Annotated in this window: 13 protein-coding genes; 12 read left to right on the forward strand and 1 reads right to left on the reverse strand. The window is 65.3% G+C overall.

Annotated elements, in window-relative coordinates; all coding sequences use genetic code 11:
• Nucleotides 1-97 precede the first annotated feature (97 nt).
• The 6 genes from ACWDTF_RS20650 to ACWDTF_RS20675 all read left to right on the forward strand — a co-directional run bounded on the left by ACWDTF_RS20650 (nt 98) and on the right by ACWDTF_RS20675 (nt 6,715).
• Entirely contained in the window at nt 98-1,048 is a 951-nt protein-coding gene (locus ACWDTF_RS20650) for an AurF N-oxygenase family protein (protein WP_449754967.1), read from the forward strand.
• Nucleotides 1,048-2,625 (forward strand): 4Fe-4S binding protein, encoded by a 1,578-nt coding sequence (locus tag ACWDTF_RS20655; RefSeq protein ID WP_449754968.1) that lies wholly within the window; start codon nt 1,048-1,050, stop codon nt 2,623-2,625. Before ACWDTF_RS20650 ends, ACWDTF_RS20655 begins: the two co-directional genes overlap by 1 nt.
• Nucleotides 2,626-2,883: 258 nt before the next feature.
• The gene (locus ACWDTF_RS20660; RefSeq protein WP_449754969.1) at nt 2,884-3,231 is read left to right on the forward strand and encodes a molybdopterin oxidoreductase; all 348 of its coding nucleotides are present in this window, start codon (nt 2,884-2,886) and stop codon (nt 3,229-3,231) included.
• Complete coding sequence (nirB, locus tag ACWDTF_RS20665; RefSeq protein ID WP_449754970.1) at nt 3,231-5,774, forward strand: nitrite reductase large subunit NirB; 2,544 nt, start codon at nt 3,231-3,233, stop codon at nt 5,772-5,774. The genes ACWDTF_RS20660 and nirB overlap by 1 nt, the downstream gene beginning before the upstream one ends.
• Nucleotides 5,771-6,094 carry a Rieske (2Fe-2S) protein gene (locus ACWDTF_RS20670; RefSeq protein ID WP_449754971.1) on the forward strand — a complete coding sequence of 108 codons (324 nt, stop codon included), beginning with the start codon at nt 5,771-5,773 and terminating at the stop codon, nt 6,092-6,094. The genes nirB and ACWDTF_RS20670 overlap by 4 nt, the downstream gene beginning before the upstream one ends.
• 324 nt (nt 6,095-6,418) lie before the next feature.
• Complete coding sequence (locus tag ACWDTF_RS20675; protein ID WP_449754972.1) at nt 6,419-6,715, forward strand: GIY-YIG nuclease family protein; 297 nt, start codon at nt 6,419-6,421, stop codon at nt 6,713-6,715.
• Between the two features lie 241 nt (nt 6,716-6,956).
• Here ACWDTF_RS20675 and ACWDTF_RS20680 read toward each other — a convergent pair whose 3' ends face one another.
• Nucleotides 6,957-11,015, reverse strand: coding sequence for a molybdopterin-dependent oxidoreductase (locus tag ACWDTF_RS20680; RefSeq protein ID WP_449754984.1), 4,059 nt, complete (start codon nt 11,013-11,015; stop codon nt 6,957-6,959).
• A 226-nt stretch (nt 11,016-11,241) separates the two neighbouring features.
• Here ACWDTF_RS20680 and ACWDTF_RS20685 point away from each other — a divergent pair, with 226 nt between their 5' ends.
• The 6 genes from ACWDTF_RS20685 to ACWDTF_RS20710 all read left to right on the forward strand — a co-directional run bounded on the left by ACWDTF_RS20685 (nt 11,242) and on the right by ACWDTF_RS20710 (nt 18,262).
• On the forward strand, nt 11,242-11,928 hold the full coding sequence (locus ACWDTF_RS20685; protein ID WP_449754973.1) for a response regulator transcription factor: 687 nt from the start codon (nt 11,242-11,244) through the stop codon (nt 11,926-11,928).
• 44 nt (nt 11,929-11,972) lie between these two features.
• Entirely contained in the window at nt 11,973-13,433 is a 1,461-nt protein-coding gene (locus ACWDTF_RS20690) for an ATP-binding protein (RefSeq protein WP_449754985.1), read from the forward strand.
• 128 nt (nt 13,434-13,561) lie between these two features.
• Nucleotides 13,562-15,301, forward strand: coding sequence for a trypsin-like peptidase domain-containing protein (locus ACWDTF_RS20695; protein WP_449754974.1), 1,740 nt, complete (start codon nt 13,562-13,564; stop codon nt 15,299-15,301).
• 37 nt (nt 15,302-15,338) lie between these two features.
• On the forward strand, nt 15,339-15,953 hold the full coding sequence (locus tag ACWDTF_RS20700) for a MogA/MoaB family molybdenum cofactor biosynthesis protein (RefSeq protein ID WP_355275100.1): 615 nt from the start codon (nt 15,339-15,341) through the stop codon (nt 15,951-15,953).
• Between the two features lie 925 nt (nt 15,954-16,878).
• Nucleotides 16,879-17,523 carry an MspA family porin gene (locus tag ACWDTF_RS20705; protein WP_449754975.1) on the forward strand — a complete coding sequence of 215 codons (645 nt, stop codon included), beginning with the start codon at nt 16,879-16,881 and terminating at the stop codon, nt 17,521-17,523.
• Nucleotides 17,524-17,593: 70 nt separating this feature from the next.
• Nucleotides 17,594-18,262 (forward strand): MspA family porin, encoded by a 669-nt coding sequence (locus ACWDTF_RS20710; protein ID WP_449754976.1) that lies wholly within the window; start codon nt 17,594-17,596, stop codon nt 18,260-18,262.
• The last annotated feature ends 250 nt before the right edge of the window (nt 18,263-18,512 follow it).

Consider the following 18,512-nt stretch of genomic DNA (forward strand, 5'->3'; position numbering starts at 1 on the left):
TTCCTGTGTCTGTTTACTCGGTCGCAGCCCGGTGCTATCTTGACAACAAGCATTGTCATAACATCACACGTTGTCACGATTACTGGAGGCGAATCAGATGACTGCCGCTATGGACCGCACCCACGCCGGTGAGCCTGAGGCGCCCATCGACAACGTCGTGAGCATGCATGACCAGGGCACCCAGGAAGTGTCCGAGCGTCTTCTCGCGTCGGCCGCGCGGCTGTCGCGCAATGCGATGACCGAGATCGACTGGTCGCTGCCGATGGACCCCACCAAGTACGGCTGCAGCCCGGAATGGTCGTCGCTGTACGGGACGGCGTATTGGGATGAACTCACCGAGGAGCAGCGGATCTCGGTGACCCGCCACGAGTTCGCGTCGATCATGAACATCGGCATCTGGTTCGAGATGATCCTGCAGGAGATGGTGATCCGCGACCAGTACCTCGGCGCGTATCACAGCCCCGAATTCCAGTTCGCGCTCACCGAGATCGCCGACGAGTGCCGCCACTCGATCATGTTCGCCAAGGCGTCGGAGAAGATGGTCGGAACCTCCTACAAGCCCACCAAATGGGTTGGGCGCCTGGGTAAACTGTTCAAGCGAACCGCAAGGAACGAGGTCGCCTACGCTGGCATCCTGGTCGCCGAGGAAGTGCTCGACGTCTTCCAGCGTGGGTGCATGCGCGACGACCGGGTCCTGCCGTTCATCCGCACCGTCAACGAGATTCATGTGCTCGAGGAATCGCGCCACATGAAGTTCGCGCGCGAGGAAGTGCGCGAGTCGATGCAGGGTGTCGGCTGGTTCCGACGCCAGTTCTCTGCGTTCTACGTGGCGCTTGGCGCCTACTTCATCGTCTCGAGTCTGGTGCAGCGCAAGGCCTTCGAGGATGCGGGACTCGACGCGGATCGTGCGGTCGCGGAGATGAACTCCAACTCGCACTTCCAGTCGATGGTCCGGTCGAGTTGCGTGCATCTCATGGAGTTCCTCGACGAGGTGGGACTCCTGACCCGCCCGGCGATGCGCTACTACCGGAAAGTGCACATGCTCTGATGTTCGTCATCACTCAATCCTGCTGCAGCGACGCAGCATGCGTCTCGGTGTGCCCGGTGAACTGCATCCACCCGACGCCCGAAGAACGCGGGTTCGGTAGCTCCGACATCCTGCACATCGATCCCGAGGCGTGCATCGATTGCGGCGCATGTGCAGATGCCTGCCCGGTCGACGCGATCTACCCGGCCGACCGTCTCGGCGCCCGCGATCAGGTGTTCATCGAGATCAATGCCGACTATTACAAGAACAACGCCGACGTGAAGTCCGGCTGGGGTCCGGTGAGCTACCCAGAGATTCCGAAACTCCCTGCGGGACTGCGGGTTGCGCTAGTCGGTACCGGGCCGTCGGGTGGCTACGCGCTGCGCACCCTGCTGGACCGGACCGAGGCGCACGTCACCGTCCTCGACAAGCTGCCAACACCGGGTGGACTCGTTCGTGCCGGGGTGGCCCCCGACCATCCCGGCACGAAAGGGGTGTTGCGTGGATTCGACCTGCTCTACCGCGACCCGCGCGTCACCATGCTCACCAATGTGACTGTGGGCAAGGATATCTCGCCCGACGAACTCGCCGACCACTTCGACGCGGTGTTCTACGCGGTCGGTGCGAGCGAGTCACGTCGCCTGGGTATCCCCGGCGAGGATCTGCCCGGCTCGACGTCGGCCACCGAACTCGTGGCCTGGTACAACGCGGTCCCGGGAGCCGAGCAGGGTCCGCCCATTCGTCGTGGTTCCGACGATGATCCGGCCACCGGTCGGGCGGTGGTCGTGGGGACCGGCAACGTCGCGCTCGACGTCGCACGCATTCTGGTGTCGCCGCCGGAGTTGTTGGCCACCACCGACATCGCCGACCGCGCGCTCGACATCCTGCGGGAACAGAACGTCCACGAGGTGGTTCTGCTGGGTCGTCGGGGTCCCGAGGACGCCGCCTACACGGCAGCGGAATACCGTGCGCTGTCGGAGATCCCGGGCGTCGACGTGGTGGTCCACTCCGGAGGTGACGTGCCCGACCTGACCGGTCCGGCCGACCCGAGTCGTCGTCGAATCGTGTTCCTGTTCCACACCACTCCTGAGTCGATTGTCGGAGATGAGCGAGTGGAATCGGTGAACCTGCGGTCGGGCGAACACCGCCATTCCGTTGCCACCGACCTCGTGGTGCGCTCCATCGGATACCGCTCCACGCCGATCGAGGGCCTCGCCTTCGACGACAAGCGCGGCATCTTCCCCAACGTCGACGGCCGGATGACCGACGACTCCGGCGACGTCATCCCCGGCGTCTACGTGCTCGGCTGGGCCAAGCGCGGCCCGAGCGGGGGCATCGGCGCGAACAAGATGTGTGCACAGGCGACGGTCGAGGACTTCATCGCCGACGCCGTGTCGGGCGCGCTGCGCCGGACCACGCGTAATGCGGGCGACTTCCAGACGCTCATCCGACGCCGCGTGCGGCGCGTCATCGGCTATCGAGGCATGCGCGCCATCGACCGTTCCGAACGCCGACGCGGCGCCGAACAGGGCCGTCCGCGTGTGAAGTTCACCCAGGTCGCCGACATGGTCGGTGCGGCGGGGTGGCGCAAGCGCTGACAGTTCGCTCCCCGTGGTGCCTCTCCCGCTGTGGTGCCCCCTTCCGCTCCCTGAGATGCTCGAGGCGCTAGCCTCACTGCCTCGAAGGGCTGGTGAGACAACGCTCTCAGCTCACCAACGGCTTCGAGGCTCGCAAGCTCGCGCCTGCGCCAGCGGGGGCTCTACGCACAGTCGACGCGCGGTGCAGTGAGCGCCTGACAACGCCCCCGTAACATCGCCGCAAGTGGCATTTCACGCGTACTCGGGATAGTGGCGGGTATGTCCAGCACTCCGCACTTCCTCCAGGGCGTGTTCGCGTTCGCCGGGTCCGGGCTCACCAAACCCGGCCCCATCGACCCGTCGCTGACGTACACGGTGCCATCTGGCCTGACGGCGCAGCCGCTCTACTTTCGTGGCGGCAACAGCTCCGATGACCTCATCTACGTCACGCTCATGCGCGACGGTTCGCCGATGCGGATCTTCCCGATGGGTGCCAAGTCGTCGGTGAACGTGCCGCTGCGCGTCGTGGAGGACGTCGACCCCGACAGTGTCCTGGAACTCGTGCTCGCAGCGCCGGAAGGCACCATCGGCGAAGTCGTGATCGACTTCGGGATGGTCACCTTCTGATGCAGTCGTCGAACTGGGACCCGGACGCAGCGCCCAAACGCCGGCTGGTGGTGGTCGGCAACGGTATGGCCGGGGCGCGCACCGTCGAAGAGATTCTCGCGCGCGGGGGCGGCGACCAGTTCTTCATCACGATGATCGGCGACGAGCCGTACGGCAACTACAACCGAATCATGTTGTCGCATGTGCTGTCCGGCGAAACCTCCACGGACGACGACGACCTGATGCTCAACCCGATGGCGTGGTACTCCGAGAACGGGGTCACGCTGCATGCCGGCGACCGTGCCGAATCCATCGACCGGTTCGCCAAGAGCGTGCGGTGCGAGAGCGGTCGGATCATCGGGTTCGACGTCCTGATCATCGCGACCGGATCGCACACGTTTTTTCCCAACATGGACGGCCTGCGCGAGCCCGACGGCCGACTTGCGCGCGGGGTCTTCGGTTTTCGCACCATCGAGGACACCAACGGAATGCTGCAGATGGCGACCTCGCGAGATCACGTGAAGGCGGTGGTGATCGGCGGCGGACTGCTCGGTCTGGAGGCTGCCTACGGTCTCAAGACGCAGGGCGTCGACGTCGACGTGGTGCATTCGCCCGGCCACCTGATGAATCAGCAGCTCGACGAGCGCGGTGGTCGGGTGTTGCGCAACAAGATCGAGGAACTCGGGGTCGGGGTGCTCACCGGCAAACGCACGACCTCGGTACTGCGCGCCGACGACGGCACGGTCGCGGGTGTGGGCTTCACCGACGGCGGTTCGCTTCCCGCGGACATGATCGTGGTGACCGCCGGCATCCGGCCCAACGTCGAGATCGCTCGCGGTGCCGGATTGGTGGTCGAACGCGGGATCGTGGTCGACGATCAGATGCGTTGCGAAGACGAGGCATTCATCTACTCGGTCGGCGAATGCGCGCAGCACCGTAGCGAGGTCTACGGTTTGGTGGCTCCGCTGTGGGAGCAGGCGGTGGTCCTGGCCGATGTCATCACCGGAGCGAATCCTGCTGCGGAATATCATGGTTCGCGCCTGACGACGAAGTTGAAGGTCGCCGGCGTGGACGTCGCGGCGATGGGTGTCAAAGGGCCCGAACGCGACGACGACGAGTTCGTCCAGTTCTACGAACCGCGCAGCGGTATCTACAAGAGTGTCGTGGTGCGCGACAACAAGCTCATCGGCGCAATGCTGCTCGGCGACATCTCGAAGGCCAGCTTCCTGACCCAGGCTTTCGACGAGAAGGTGCCGCTGCCCGACGAGCGCATCTCGATGCTCTTCGATCTCGGAACACCCAGCGCGGCAACGGGTGCCGCCGAGCTGTCCGACGACGTCCAGGTCTGCAACTGCAACGGCGTCACCAAGGGTGACATCGTGGCATGCGTCGCGTCGGGCTGCACCAGCGTCAGCGACGTCTGCGCCAAGACCCGCGCCGGAAAGGGCTGCGGCTCATGCAAGGGTCTGGTCGCCGACATCGTCGAGCTTGCGGCCGGTGACGCGCTGACCGTCGACAAGTCCGCGGACTGGTACGTGCCATGCATCCCGCTGACCAAACCTGAACTCATCGAAGCCATTCGACGACAGGACCTCCGGTCGGTCACCGACGTGTTCGCCGCGTTGGCACCCGACGGTGAGGACGCGGCCGCCAAGATGCCACTGGCGTCGCTGTTGCGGGTGATCTGGGGCGCGGAGTGGAAACGTGAACCGGGTGCGTTGTTCGTCAACGACCGCGTGCACGCGAACATCCAGCGCGACGGCACGTTCTCGGTGGTTCCCCAGATGAAGGGCGGCGTCACGTCGCCAGAGCAACTGCGCAAGATCGCGGATGTGGCCGAGAAGTACGACATCCCGATGATCAAGGCGACCGGCGGTCAGCGCCTCGACCTGCTCGGCGTGAAGAAGGAAGATCTGCCCAAGGTGTGGGCCGACCTGGGCATGCCGTCGGGGTACGCCTACGGCAAGAGCTTCCGTACCGTGAAAACTTGTGTGGGAACCGACTATTGCCGGTTCGGTCTCGGCGATTCGACTCAGCTCGGCATCGACATCGAGACCAGATACCAGGGGCTCGAGTCGCCCGCGAAGCTGAAACTCGCAGTCACGGGGTGTCCGCGCAACTGTGCCGAAGCGCTGTGCAAGGACTTCGGGGTCGTCGCCATCGGCGATGGGAAGTGGGAGATCTACGTCGGTGGTGCGGCCGGGGCGCACATCCGCAAGGGTGATCTGCTCGCCACGGTCGATTCACCCGACGAGGTTGTCCGGTTATGCGGCATCTTCATTCAGCACTACCGCGAGACCGGAAAGTGGTTGGAGCGCACATATGCGTGGGTGCCGCGGATCTCGATCGAAGAGTTGCGAGCCATTCTGGTCGACGACCGTGACGGTCTGGTCGCCGGGCTTCAGGAGCGCATCGAGGAAGCAGTCGCCGGCTACGTCGACCCGTGGCTCGATCGCGTCGAACCGAAGTCGCCGGCCCAGTTCACGCCTGCGCTACCGCTATTGCCGTTACCTGCGGTTCCCGCGCGTGGTGCGCGGCCGTCTCCGGAGGTGGTTGCACGATGACCGCCGTATCGAGCGGAACCGCAACGGTTGTGGGGCCGATGGAAGACCTGATGGTCGGGGAGGGTCGGGCTTACTCGTTCCAGGGCAAACAGATTGCCGTGTTCCGGATGACCGACGGCACGTTGCGCGCCACCGACGCGATCTGCCCCCACAACGGCGGACCACTCGCCGACGGCCAGTTCGACCTCGGCACCATCGTCTGTCCGCTGCACCAATACGCCTTCTCGTTCGGCGACGGAACGTGCCGGAACGGGGCGGTCGGGTCGGTGACGGTTTACCGGGTGGAAGACCGCGACGGCGAGATCGTCGTGTGGTTGTGATCGCCCGGGGTGGATGGCACCTACCAAAAGCGACCACGTACCGCTGCCTGAGGTGTGAGGAGCGCAAGCGACGACCTACGGCTGCCTGAGGTGCGAGGAGCACCCACCGCTGCCTGAGGTGTGAGGAGCGCAAGCGACGAGCCTCGAAGGCCTGGCGACGAAACATCGATAGCCGCCTACCGGCTTGCTTGACCGCCAAACATCGAAAGCTGCCTACCGGCTTGGCGGTCGAACAATACTCCACAACGAACTCGTCGGCGTGTTCTCTGTGGACAACTCGAGCGCGGAAGTTGGAACGACATCCCTTGCGGCCACGATGGTCTGATGGGCTACGCATACATCATCGAGTGCGCCGATGGCGTCTACTACTCCGGTAGCACCGTCGATCTCGACAAGAGGATGAACCAGCACAGCACGGGCCAGATCGGATACACGGCCAAGCGTCGGCCGCTCAAGCTCGTGTGGGCGATGGAATTCCCGAGTGTGCGCGAGGCGTATGCCTTCAAACGACGGTTGCACGGCTGGTCGCGGCGGAAGAAGAAGGCGCTGATCGACGGAGATTTCAACGTGCTGAAGTCTCTGTCGAAGCGGCGGGGTGGATTGCCACGAAAGCGAGAGTAGAGAGTTGCACGGCTCCGATGTTTTCGTCGCCTGGCCTTCGAGGCTCGTCGCTTGCGCTCCTCGCACCTCAGGCAGCGGTAGGTCGTCGCTGTGCTCCCTTCGAGACGCTCGCAAGCTCGCTCCTCAGGGCGGCGCCTCGCACCTCAGGCAGCGGTAGGTCGTCGCTTGTGCTCCTCACACCTCAGGCAGCGGATGGGGCGCGTAGGGGCGGCGGATGGGTCGGCACCCCGGCAGCGGTGGCTCAGTACACGTCCCGAACGTAGCGTTTGTCGGCGGCGAGGGCCTTGACGTAGGACTCGGCGCTCTTGGCCGAGCGCCGACCATGCTGTGCGACAATCCCTTTGAGAGCGGCGTCGACATCCTTGGCCATGCGCGACGCGTCGCCGCAGACGTAGACGTGGGCGCCGTCGTGCAGCCACTGGTAGAGCTCTTCGCCGTGTTCGCGCATCCGGTCTTGGACGTAGATCTTGCGATCCTGGTCGCGGGAGAAGGCGACGTCGAGGCGGGTGAGCACGCCGTCGGAGAGCATCGAGGTGAGCTCGTCGCGGTAGTAGAAGTCGGTGGCGGAGTACTGCTCGCCGAAGAACAGCCAGTTGGGTCCGTTGTGGCCCAACGCTTCACGCTCGCGAAGGAAGCCGCGGAACGGTGCGATGCCGGTGCCCGGACCGATCATGATCATCGGCGTGTCCGGGTCGGCGGGGGGACCGAAGTGGGTCGACTTGGTGACGTACAACCCCACGTCCTCGGCATCGGCGTGATCGGCGAGGAACGTGGAACAGACGCCGCCGCGCGGGGTGCCGAACATGTTGTAGCGCACGGCCGACACCGTCAGCTGCACTTCCTCGGGATCTTCCAGCGGGCTCGACGAGATCGAATATGACCGTGGCACCAACGATTTGAGCGCAGCAATCCACTCGGCGGCGGTGGCGCGTGCCGGATACTGGGCGAGGACGTCGACGCTCTGTCGGCCCCACATCCAGCGATTGAGTGCATCCTTGTTGCCCGGAGCCACGAGGTCACGCAGCTCCGACGACCCGCTGCGTTCGGCGACCAGACGCACGAAGTCGGGTGTCACCTTCGCGAAGTCGACACGCTCCCGTAGAGCTCGGCGCAGTGTCATGGTGTCGCCGTCGGGAAGGTCGACCATCTCGTTCTCGTCGAGCTTGGTGAGGCTGAGCCACTCGTCGATCAGCGTGTGAGTGTTCAACGGCCAGACACCCAGCGCATCGCCGGTGTCATAGCGAAGAGTGTCCGGAGGGATGCGAAACCCGAAGTTGCGCACGTCTTTCCCCGAACCATCACCGTTGAGTTTGACGTTGCGGGTCAGCGCGGTCACCAGCGGCTGCTTGCGCGAGTAGGCCGGCGCCGTGCGGATCGACGGTGCTGCCGAGGAGTCGGCGGGTTCGCTGACCACCACGACCTTGTCGTCGGTGGCCGTCCCTTCGACAACTGGTCCGTGCATGCTGATCGCTCGGATCACGCTGTCGAGCCAGCCGCCCGCTGATTCTTCGAAGTCCGGTTCGCAATCGACACGGTCGACGATCCGCCGACCGCCGAGTTCGGCGATCTTCTCGTCGAGTTTGCGTCCGTGGCCACAGAAGTCGTCGTAGTTGGAGTCGCCGAAGGCCAGTACGGAGAAGTCGACGCCCGACAGGTCGGGCGCACCCTCGGTGTTCAAGCTGTCCCAGAAGGCGCTTCCGTTGTCCGGTGGTTCGCCGTCGCCAGTGGTGGAGGTGACGAACAGGGTTGTCCCGGAAAGGGTTGCGACGTCGACCTCGTCCATCGATTTCGCGGTGACCGTCCGCCCGGTGTCGGACACCTTGTCGGCCACCGACGTTGCGTAGTCCTCCGCGGCCCCCATCTGCGACGCCCAGAGCAGGGTGACGGTATCCACAGAACTGTCATCGGCAGAAGCGGAATCAACAGGCACGGCCGAAGCCGAGCGCGCAAATCGACCGGCGAGCACCCCGCCGACCCACATCCGTACTTCCTCGCGGATCGGCGCATCGGACGGAATGGTCGGTACACCAACCGGTTCCGCGCCGATCCCGGCGGCAAGCCCGGCCACATACAGCTTCTCGGACGCAGTCAGCTCAGGCGCGGAAATCCCGGCAACGCCCAGAGCGTCGGACAGACTCGAGTGCGGCACTGACATGGACTCCTCAACTACGACGGCGGTTGCGACCTTGGTGAGCGTCACCGCGCAGACCTTGAACTCGGGTTGTTGCGACGCTGCGTCGATGGCGTCTGAGGTGACCGCGTTGATGGCGTAGTGCTCGCCGAACATGTCGTTCCAATGGAATGGCACAAAGCAATTGCCCGGACGTACGCGGTCGGACACCCTGGCGGGCAACACCGCTCGCCCGCGCCGGGACGCGATCTCGACCGTGTCCCCGGTCGACACCTCCATCGCCGACGCATCGTCGGGATGCAGTTCGACGAACGGGTCGGGGTTGAGCTTGTTCAGTTTGGCCACTCGGCCGGTCTTGGTCATCGTGTGCCACTGGTGGGGCAGCCGACCGGTGTTGAGCAGGAACGGGTAATCGTCGTCGGGCATCTCGACAGGGTCGATGTGCGGCCGCGCGAAGAACTGCGCGCGCCGATTGGGTGTGGCAAAGGCCAGACGCGGCACCGAGCCGTCCGCGGCGTGATGGAGCGTCTGACTCCGACCGTCGTTCAAATAGCGGATCGGATTGCGCGCACCACCGTCGGTGGGGTCCGCATCCGGCGGGCACGGCCACTGCATCGGGGTTCGACGCAGGCCGTCGTAGGTGACGCCGCGAATGTCGTAACCCGTTCGAGGGTTGGCGAATTGCTTGATCTCCTCGAAGATATCCTCGGCGCTCGAGTAGTCGAAGGCGTCGGCGTAACCCATCTCCGACGCGATGCGGGCGATGATCTGCCAGTCCGGGATCGCCTGTCCGGGCGGCGGGAGCGCGGGTTCGAACAGTGTGAGGTTGCGTTCGGAATTCACCATCACGCCGGTGGATTCGGTCCACAGCGTCGCCGGGAGCACGACGTCGGCGTAGGCGTTGGTCTCGGTCTCGGCAAACGTGTCCTGCGTGATGACCAGCTCGGCTCGTTCCAGCCCCTCGATGACGGTCTTTCGATTGGCCACGGAGGCAACCGGATTGGTGCAGATGACCCAACATGCGCGGATCTCGCCGTCGGCCATGCGGCGGAACATGTCGATGGTGCCGCCGCCGACGTCGGTGCGCAAGGTACCGCGTGGCACACGCCACACCTCCTCGACGAAGTCGCGGTCGGCGTCGGAGATCACCGCACGCTGACCGGGCAGACCCGGTCCCATGTAACCCATTTCGCGTCCGCCCATCGCATTGGGCTGACCGGTCAGCGAGAACGGCCCACTGCCCAGCCGGCAGATGGCGCCGGTGGCGAGGTGAAGGTTGATGAGCGCGTTGGTGTTCCACGTGCCGTGTGTCGACTGGTTGAGACCCATCGTCCAGCAGCTCATCCAGTTGCCCGCGGTGCCGATCATCTCCGCCGCCCGGCGCAGGTCGTCCTCGGCGACACCGGTCAACTCGGCAACCACGTCTGGCGAGTACGAAGCAGAGAAGTCCGGCATCTGCTCGAAGCCGTCGGTGAAGTCGGCGATGAACTCGTCGTCGGTGTGCCCACCGGCGATGAGCAGGTGCAGGATTCCGTTGAGGAGCGCGAGGTCGGAGCCTGAGCGAACCTGCAGGAACAGGTCGGCCTTGTCGGCGGTCGCGGTACGACGCGGATCCACCACAATCAGCTTCGCTCCGGCCTTGACGCGGTCCATCATGCGCAGGAACAAGATCGGATGGCAGTCGGCCATGTTGGCGCCGATGACGAAGAAGACGTCGGCGTGGTCGAAGTCCTGATACGACCCGGGCGGGCCGTCGGACCCGAGCGACTGCTTGTAGCCGGTGCCGGCGCTGGCCATGCACAGCCGGGAGTTGGATTCGATCTGGTTGGTGCCGATGAATCCCTTGGCCAGTTTGTTGGACAGGTACTGCGCCTCCAGTGACATCTGACCGGAGACGTAGAGCGCGACGGCGTCGGGCCCGTGCTCGTCGATGATGCTGCGCAGACGTTGTGCGGTGTCGGTGATGACCTCATCGAGATCTGCCGAGGTGAGTTCGTCACCGCGTCGCGGACGCACCAGCGGCGTCTCGAGTCGACCACCCCCGGCGAGCATGTCCGCGGTGGTGGAGCCCTTGGTGCAGAGCCGGCCGAAGTTGGTGGGGTGGTCGGTGCGTCCGACGGTCTTGGTGACGATCGGCAGACCACCGTCGTCGGCGACCTGCAGCTTCATACCGCAACCCACGCCGCAATAGGCGCACAGCGAGTCAACGGTTGCAGCGGTCACGCACTCCAGCGTCGGAAATCCATGTTTCTGGACTCAAAGGGCCCGGTTACGCAGCAGTCAACTTGCCCTCACAGCGGCCGCGAGCCCCTGTGCGTACCAATTGAGAACCCCAGGTCAGTCGTTTACGGCGTTGCTCAGCGACATCTCAGTCGTTACGGATAAGACTGTAGGTATGCGCATCCTTGTGGTCGACGACGATCGGGCGGTCCGTGAGTCGCTGCGTCGTTCGCTCAGCTTCAACGGGTATGCGGTGGACACCGCGGGCGACGGAATCGAGGCACTGGAGAAGATCGTCTCCGACCGTCCCGATGTCGCGATCATGGACGTGATGATGCCGCGCCTCGACGGTCTCGAGGTGTGTCGTCGTCTGCGTTCGGCCGGTGACGACCTGCCCATCCTGGTCCTGACCGCCCGCGACACCGTCTCCGAGCGGGTCAGCGGCCTCGACGCCGGCGCCGACGACTACCTGCCCAAACCGTTCGCGCTGGAGGAATTGCTCGCTCGGCTGCGCGCGCTGCTGCGTCGGGCCGCCCCCGAGGACGACGCCGATTCGGAGACGTTGCGCTTCGCCGACCTCTCCCTGGATCCGGTGACCCGCGACGTCATGCGGGGTGAACGGCACATCAGCCTCACGCGCACCGAGTTCGCGCTGCTGGAGATGCTGATGGCCAACCCGCGCCGGGTGCTGTCGCGCAGTCGCATCCTCGAGGAGGTGTGGGGTTACGACTTCCCGACCTCCGGCAACGCGCTCGAGGTGTACGTCGGCTACCTGCGGCGCAAGACCGAGGCCGACGGTGAGGAACGTCTGATCCACACCGTGCGCGGCGTCGGCTATGTCCTTCGGGAGACGCCTCCGTAGTGGCCGGCGGAAATACCCCGTCCGGGCATCTCTCCGATTGGTCGATGCGCCGGGCGATGCGTTCCGGGCGTGACGAGAACCGCGAGATGCGCGCCCCGATTCCCCTCACCCGGGCCGTGTCGTTGCGTGTGCGCGTCACGATGCTGTCGGCGACGGTCGTGCTCGTGTCGGTGAGTCTGATGGCCGCCGCCGCCTACTTCGTGGTGTACCGCGCGATGTACAACGAGGTCGACAAACAACTCGAGAGCCGAGCCGACGGCATGACGGCGCTGGCCAAGACCGGGTTGCTCAACGAGCGTCCCGAATCTCTCGTCGCCGGCACCGTGTTCTCCACCAACATCTCGGTGGCCCTCGTCCGCCCGACGGGGCAGACGTATCTGATCGGCCAGGTGCCGTTCGAGAAGGTCGAGCGGGACGTCGCACGGTCGAAGAACACGCCCGGCAACAACCGGCAGAGCCTGCGAACCGTGGGCAATCAGCGGGTGCTCGCACGCAAACTCGACGACGGGAACACGCTGATCCTGGCGCAGAGTCTGTTGCACACCGACCGGGTGCTCAAACGGTTGGCGTGGGTGTTGTTCGTCGTCGGCTGCGGGGGTGTCGCGTTGGCCGCGCTGGCCGGCACGGCGGTGGCGCGGGCGGGTCTGCGCCCGGTCGCGCGGCTCACCAGGGCGGCCGAAAGAGTGTCGCGCACCATGGATCTCACACCGATTCCGGTGTCGGGCAACGACGAGCTGGCGCGGTTGACGGAGAGTTTCAACACGATGCTCGGCGCGCTGGCCACCTCCCGCGACCGGCAGGCCCGACTGGTCGCCGACGCCGGCCACGAACTGCGCACACCGCTCACGTCGTTGCGTACCAACCTCGAGCTGCTGATGGCCGCGAGCGAGCCGGGCGCACCGGCCATGCCCGTCCAGGACATGGTGGAACTGCGCTCGGACGTGATGGCCCAGATCGAGGAACTGTCCACTCTGGTGGGCGATCTGGTGGACCTGGCCCGCGAGGACGCGCCCGAGGTGGTCTACGAGGAGGTCGATCTCGTCGTCATCATCGAGCATGCGCTGGAACGGGTTCGACGCCGACGCAGCGACGTCGAGTTCCAGACCAACCTCACGCCATGGTTCGTGTTCGGCGAGGAGCACGGTCTGAGTCGCGCGGTGCTCAACGTGCTCGACAACGCCGCCAAGTGGAGTCCGCGGGGGCGAGCGGTGATCGTCGAACTCAATCAGGTGGGCATCTCGACCGCCGAACTGACCGTCGCCGACGCCGGGCCGGGCATTCCTGTGGAGGACCGTGAGCTGGTGTTCGAGCGCTTCTATCGGTCGACGCAGTCGCGGTCGATGCCGGGTTCGGGACTCGGACTCGCGATCGTCCGTCAGGTGTTGATGCGCCACGGCGGTTCGGTGGGCGCGGAGCAATCCGACCTCGGCGGTGCGCTCATTCGAATGACTTTGCCGGGTCGGGCGACGCCGGCGGAACCATCGCCGCAAGTGGTTCGTCAGTAAAGAAGGACGGCCGCGGTGATCGACGCCTGTGTGATGACTCGCTGTGGCCGGATCGGCATACCACTAGTGTTGTGCGTGTTCACTGACGTGCCGGTGAAGCATCGGTACCGGGGAGAAAGAGACTGCAGATGACGACTGGCGGTTCGCAGGGTAGCGGCCCGTTCGGCGACGACCGGCCGGAGAACGCCCGGGAGGGCGCACGGCCGGACGACGCCGGGCAAGCCCCGGAGACGGTGTCGGCACCCCAGGACGGGCCGTCGGAGCCGTCGACGCCTGCCTACGGCCTGGACAAGGTCACGGGGTCGGAATCCCCGACCGCCGCGGTTCCGGGTTCGGAGGCGGCCACTCGTGCCCACGGAACCAACCTCCCGCCACGTCCGCCGCAGGACTACAGCGCACCGCAGTACGGAACTCCTGGCACACCCGGCAACGAGGCACCTGGCGCCGCCAGCTACGGACACCATTCGCGGCCCGGCGGTTACGGCCAGCCCGATCCGAATCCGTTCGGCCAGTCAGGTCCCGCGCCCGCGTACCGGCCCGGCCCGACGCACGCGTTCGGCCAGCCCGGTCCGACGCCCCAACCCGGCCCGACTGCCCAGCCAGACCCGACGACCGCGTTCGGCCAGTCGGGTCCCACCCAGGCCTATGGCCAGCCCGGTCCGACGCACGCCTTCGGCCAGCCCGGCTCGACGCCGCCCGGCACCCGGCCGGAAACCGCAGGTCTGGCACCGGTCGGCGATCCGTACGGCGCACCCGAGCCAGCGAAGAAGAAGCGGTCGGGCGTCGGCAAGACCCTGCTGGTGATCGGTGCCGTGCTGCTCGCACTGGTGGCCGGTGGCATCGGCGGTTTCCTCAGCGCCAAGGTCTTCGACTCCGACAGCGACCCCGCGTCCAACAACCGGCCGCTCGGCGGCGACAAGAGCACCGACCAACCGGCCGCGCCCCCAGGGTCGGTGCAGGACGTGGCGGCCCGCGTCCTGCCATCGGTGGTGTCGATCGATGTCACCGAGGGCAGCCAGTCGGGTGAGGGGTCGGGCGTCGTCATCGACTCCAATGGCGTGATCATGACCAACAATCACGTGATCAGTGCTGGTGGCAGCCGTCCCGCGAGCCAGGTGACGGTGGACTTCTCCGACGGCACGCGCGCCCCGGCGCGGGTTCTCGGCGCCGACCCGATCTCCGACATCGCCGTCATCAAGGTCGAGCGCACCGGCCTCAAGCAGATCGACATCGGCACGTCGAGCAACCTCGCCGTCGGGCAGGACGTCATCGCGATCGGGTCGCCGCTGGGCCTGGCCGGCACCGTGACCACCGGCATCATCAGTGCGCTGAACCGTCCGGTGTCGACGTCGCGGGAGGGTGGCACCGCCTCGGTGATCGACGCCATCCAGACCGACGCGGCCATCAACCCGGGCAACTCGGGTGGTGCGCTGGTCAACGCTCGGGGGGCGCTGATCGGTGTGAACACCGCCATCGCGACCCTCGGCGGCAGTGAGCAGCAGCAGACCGGCAGCATCGGCCTTGGTTTCGCGATCCCGATCGACCAGGCCATCCGCGTGGCCAAGCAGTTGCAGGAGACGGGCAAGGCGACCCACGCCGGTATCGGTGTGACGGTGCGACCCAACACCGACCCCGACAACCCCGGCGCACTGGTCAACGACGTGACCCAGGGTGGCCCGGCCGACGACGCCGGAATCCCGAAGGGTGCGGTGATCACCAAGGTCGACAATCGCGTCATCACCTCTGGCGATGCGTTGGTGGCAGCGATCCGGTCGTACGCGCCTGGCGATCAGGTGACCGTCGAATACACCTACCAAGGGCAGACCAAGACCGCGCGTGTGACGCTCGCCGAGCTGCCTACCAGTTGATTCCAGATCCACGTTCGAGCTCTCGAAAGGTGTACAGATGACCGCCGATTCCGCTTCCCGCTTTGTGACCGACACGGCCGACACCGGTGATGTGGATCCGGCCGACGTGGTGGCCGCCGATGCCGCTGCCCGCGAGTTCGTGGCGCGGCACCCCGACGGTTCATCCGAGGTGACCGGCGAGGTCGGTCGGGCGCTCGTCGTGGTGGTCGACGACGAGGCCGCCCACGGGGACGACCATCGCCTGCTCGGCCCGCTGGTGGGAGAGTTGTTGGCGGAGGCCGGTTTTCACGTCGACGCGACCGTGGTGGTGTCATCGGACGAGATCGAGATCCGCAACGCGCTGAACACCGCGGTGATCGGTGGCGTGGACCTGGTGCTGTCCGTCGGCGGCGTCGGCGTGGGGGCTCGCGACGTGACGCCCGAGGCCACCGAACCCCTGCTGGATCGGCGTCTGGAGGGCATCGAAGAGGCCGTCCGGAGTTCCGGGCTCGCCGCGGGCGCCACCGACGGTGGTCTGTCGCGCGGTCTGGCCGGCATCTCCGGTCAGACGCTCGTCGTCAACATCGCGAATTCCCGTGCAGCCGTGCGCGATGGCATGGCCACCGTCGCACCCCTCGCCAAGTTCGTGATCGAGAGCATCAGCGAGTTCTGAGCGTCCCAATCGCACCCACCGCACCCAATTGCTGGTCGAGTAGCCGCAAGCGGGAGCCACCCACCGCCCCCTCCGCTGGTTGAGGAGCCGCAAGCGGGAGCCAACTACCGCTCCCTGAGGTGCGAGGAGCGCTAGCCGCCGGGCTGAGGAGCCCCATGCGAGGTACGAGCACGGAGCGTCTCGAAGTCGACGAGCCTCGAAGGGCTCGCGACCCGACAATGTCAGCAACCACCGCCCCAACCAACGATTTTGTCGATCGATAGATTCTTGACGAAAACGTATGCGTGCGACGACGATCGGGCGTAATGGAGTGAACAGTGGGTGAAGAGTCAATGCCGAGTAGTGCCGATCACACTGAAAAACCGGGCGTGAGCAGTGACGCTAACGATCGTTCGCGCGGTGCACGGCGTCGTCGGATGCGCGACGATGTCTTCGGAATCGACCTTCCCGACACGACTTCGGACGAGCGTGACGAAGATCACAACGGGCACTCGCGAGAATGGTACGAATCACAGCGTCCGCCTCATTACGAGTGACGCATATATGTTCTGACATGCCCGCAGCAGCGTGTTTTCCTTCCGTTAACATTTCCGAATCTATCAATGGTGAATGTCCGATTCGCGATATCGAGTCTGGGGTTGCGACACCACTGATTCCTCCTGTTGCCGGTACAGATATCGACCCGATAACGTTCGCCTCGACAACGCTCGGTGCCCAACGTCGGGAACCAGGGGGGAGTCCTGCGATCTGTCGCGAGTGACAACGCAGCAGTGACCAGGGTTCACGAAACCTTGCCTTCTTCTAAGCCATGCGTAAGACCCGGCTTAGCGGATACTGTGAGGTTTCGGGGACGACCCGAGGGTCATCAACTTGTGGATGCGCATGCATCCATAGGAGAACAGCCGAATCCTGTGAGAGGGAACGAATGAGCAAGTTCAGCAAGCTTGGGCTGCGCCGCGTTGCCGGCGCCGTCGCCATCGCGTCGGTGGCGGCCCTGGGCCTGGCCGGTATGGGGGCAGGCGACGCAGCTGCCGCGAAGCTGCCGAATGGTTACAAGAAGGCCACCGGCATTGACGGTGAGGTCGTGCAGACCTGGCGCACTAATGAGAGCGCCTATGCGATCGGCACCGTGGCCAACAACCCGACCGCCCGCGGATTCGTGCTCTCGGGCACCTACACCACTAAAGCTTCGGCGGGTGTCGCTGGCAACATCGCCGTCAAATACATCGTCGGCTGCCAAGTTGACATCAGCGGAGTGGAACTTGGCCTCAGCGGCGCTCTTGATTTCGTTGCTGCGACCGCGAACATCTCCGGTTCTGTGAGCTTCCCGCTCGCACCGGGTCAGGTCGCGATCGTCGACGTCACGGATAAAGACTTCGACGGCAAGCCTATGAGCCTCCAGCTCTCGCAGCTGTCGTTCAAGCTCAACGGCTGCGGCGGTTACGCCTCGGCTCGCTCGGCGGTCAAGGTGATCGCCGCCAAGGGTTACAACACCGATGACGGCACCGTGAACGGCGAGGGCACCCTCATTCAGTCCACCCTGTACGGCAAGCCCTTCAGCATCAACTGACCGGGCGCAGATAACACTCACTCTCTGATTTATCTGCCCTGAGCAGATCGATATTCCACGAAGGGGAATCATGAAGAAGAACATCACCCGCCGTGTGGTCGCAGGTGCGGCCATCACCGGCGCTGCCGTGATGGGGATCGCGGGCCTCGGCGACGGGGTGGCCGCGGCCGGCAAACTGCCCGGCGGCAAGATCACCGCGAAGCTCGTTGATGGCACCCCGGTGACCGTCACCCTGTTCGACCAGTTCGTCAACGTCCAGCGCGCGGTCACCAACGTCCAGACCTCGCGTGAGGTTTGGGTCACCGGCAAGGTGCGCGTCAACGTCGGCGGAAAGGCCGACGGCGGTTCGATCAAGGTCGGTTACGACGTGGGTTGCCAGGTGAACTTCGGGGCCAGCGCCGGAGCAGGTGCGGGAGCTGACATTGATAGCGGCGGCAATGTGACCCCGAATGCGGATCAGAATGGTGCGAATGCTGGCATCACTCTCGGCCCCGGTGAGGTGAAGACCATTTGGGTCATCAACACCACGTCGGGTGACAGCACCGCGTATAAGGACTACGAGGTCAACGACTACACCTTCAAGGGCAGTAAGGGTGGCGTCGTCTACAGCCAGGAGAAGTTCGGCGTCGATGGTTGCGCGGGCTACGCTTCGGCTCGTCCGCGCATCCAGGTGACCGTTTCCACCGATTCGGTGAAGAGCGTCACCGTGCTCAACGGCAAGCCGTTCAGCCTCGGCTGATCTACAGCAACTCTGATCGAAGGGCGGGAATCCGAAAGGGTTCCCGCCCTTCGGCGTTTGTCCTTCCCGTTGATCGAGCCACCCCACGCTGATCGAGCCGGCCCTCACGCTGATCGAGCCGGCCCTCACGCTGATCGAGCCGACTCCGAGCCGCCCCCACGCTGATCGAGCCGACTCCGAGCGAAGCGACCCCTCCGCTCCCTGAGGTGCGAGCGAAGCGAGCCTCGAAGGGCTGGCGACTGCGCGTTAC

The sequence above is a fragment of the Gordonia sp. NPDC003422 genome, from assembly GCF_053588675.1.

Coding starts and splice junctions, on each gene's coding strand:
- ACWDTF_RS20650 (WP_449754967.1), top strand. CDS start 98: ATGACTGCCGCTATGGACCGCACCCACGCCGGTGAGCCTGAGGCGCCC.
- ACWDTF_RS20655 (WP_449754968.1), top strand. CDS start 1,048: ATGTTCGTCATCACTCAATCCTGCTGCAGCGACGCAGCATGCGTCTCG.
- ACWDTF_RS20660 (WP_449754969.1), top strand. CDS start 2,884: ATGTCCAGCACTCCGCACTTCCTCCAGGGCGTGTTCGCGTTCGCCGGG.
- nirB (WP_449754970.1), top strand. CDS start 3,231: ATGCAGTCGTCGAACTGGGACCCGGACGCAGCGCCCAAACGCCGGCTG.
- ACWDTF_RS20670 (WP_449754971.1), top strand. CDS start 5,771: ATGACCGCCGTATCGAGCGGAACCGCAACGGTTGTGGGGCCGATGGAA.
- ACWDTF_RS20675 (WP_449754972.1), top strand. CDS start 6,419: ATGGGCTACGCATACATCATCGAGTGCGCCGATGGCGTCTACTACTCC.
- ACWDTF_RS20680 (WP_449754984.1), bottom strand. CDS start 11,015: ATGAAGCTGCAGGTCGCCGACGACGGTGGTCTGCCGATCGTCACCAAG.
- ACWDTF_RS20685 (WP_449754973.1), top strand. CDS start 11,242: ATGCGCATCCTTGTGGTCGACGACGATCGGGCGGTCCGTGAGTCGCTG.
- ACWDTF_RS20690 (WP_449754985.1), top strand. CDS start 11,973: ATGCGCCGGGCGATGCGTTCCGGGCGTGACGAGAACCGCGAGATGCGC.
- ACWDTF_RS20695 (WP_449754974.1), top strand. CDS start 13,562: ATGACGACTGGCGGTTCGCAGGGTAGCGGCCCGTTCGGCGACGACCGG.
- ACWDTF_RS20700 (WP_355275100.1), top strand. CDS start 15,339: ATGACCGCCGATTCCGCTTCCCGCTTTGTGACCGACACGGCCGACACC.
- ACWDTF_RS20705 (WP_449754975.1), top strand. CDS start 16,879: ATGAGCAAGTTCAGCAAGCTTGGGCTGCGCCGCGTTGCCGGCGCCGTC.
- ACWDTF_RS20710 (WP_449754976.1), top strand. CDS start 17,594: ATGAAGAAGAACATCACCCGCCGTGTGGTCGCAGGTGCGGCCATCACC.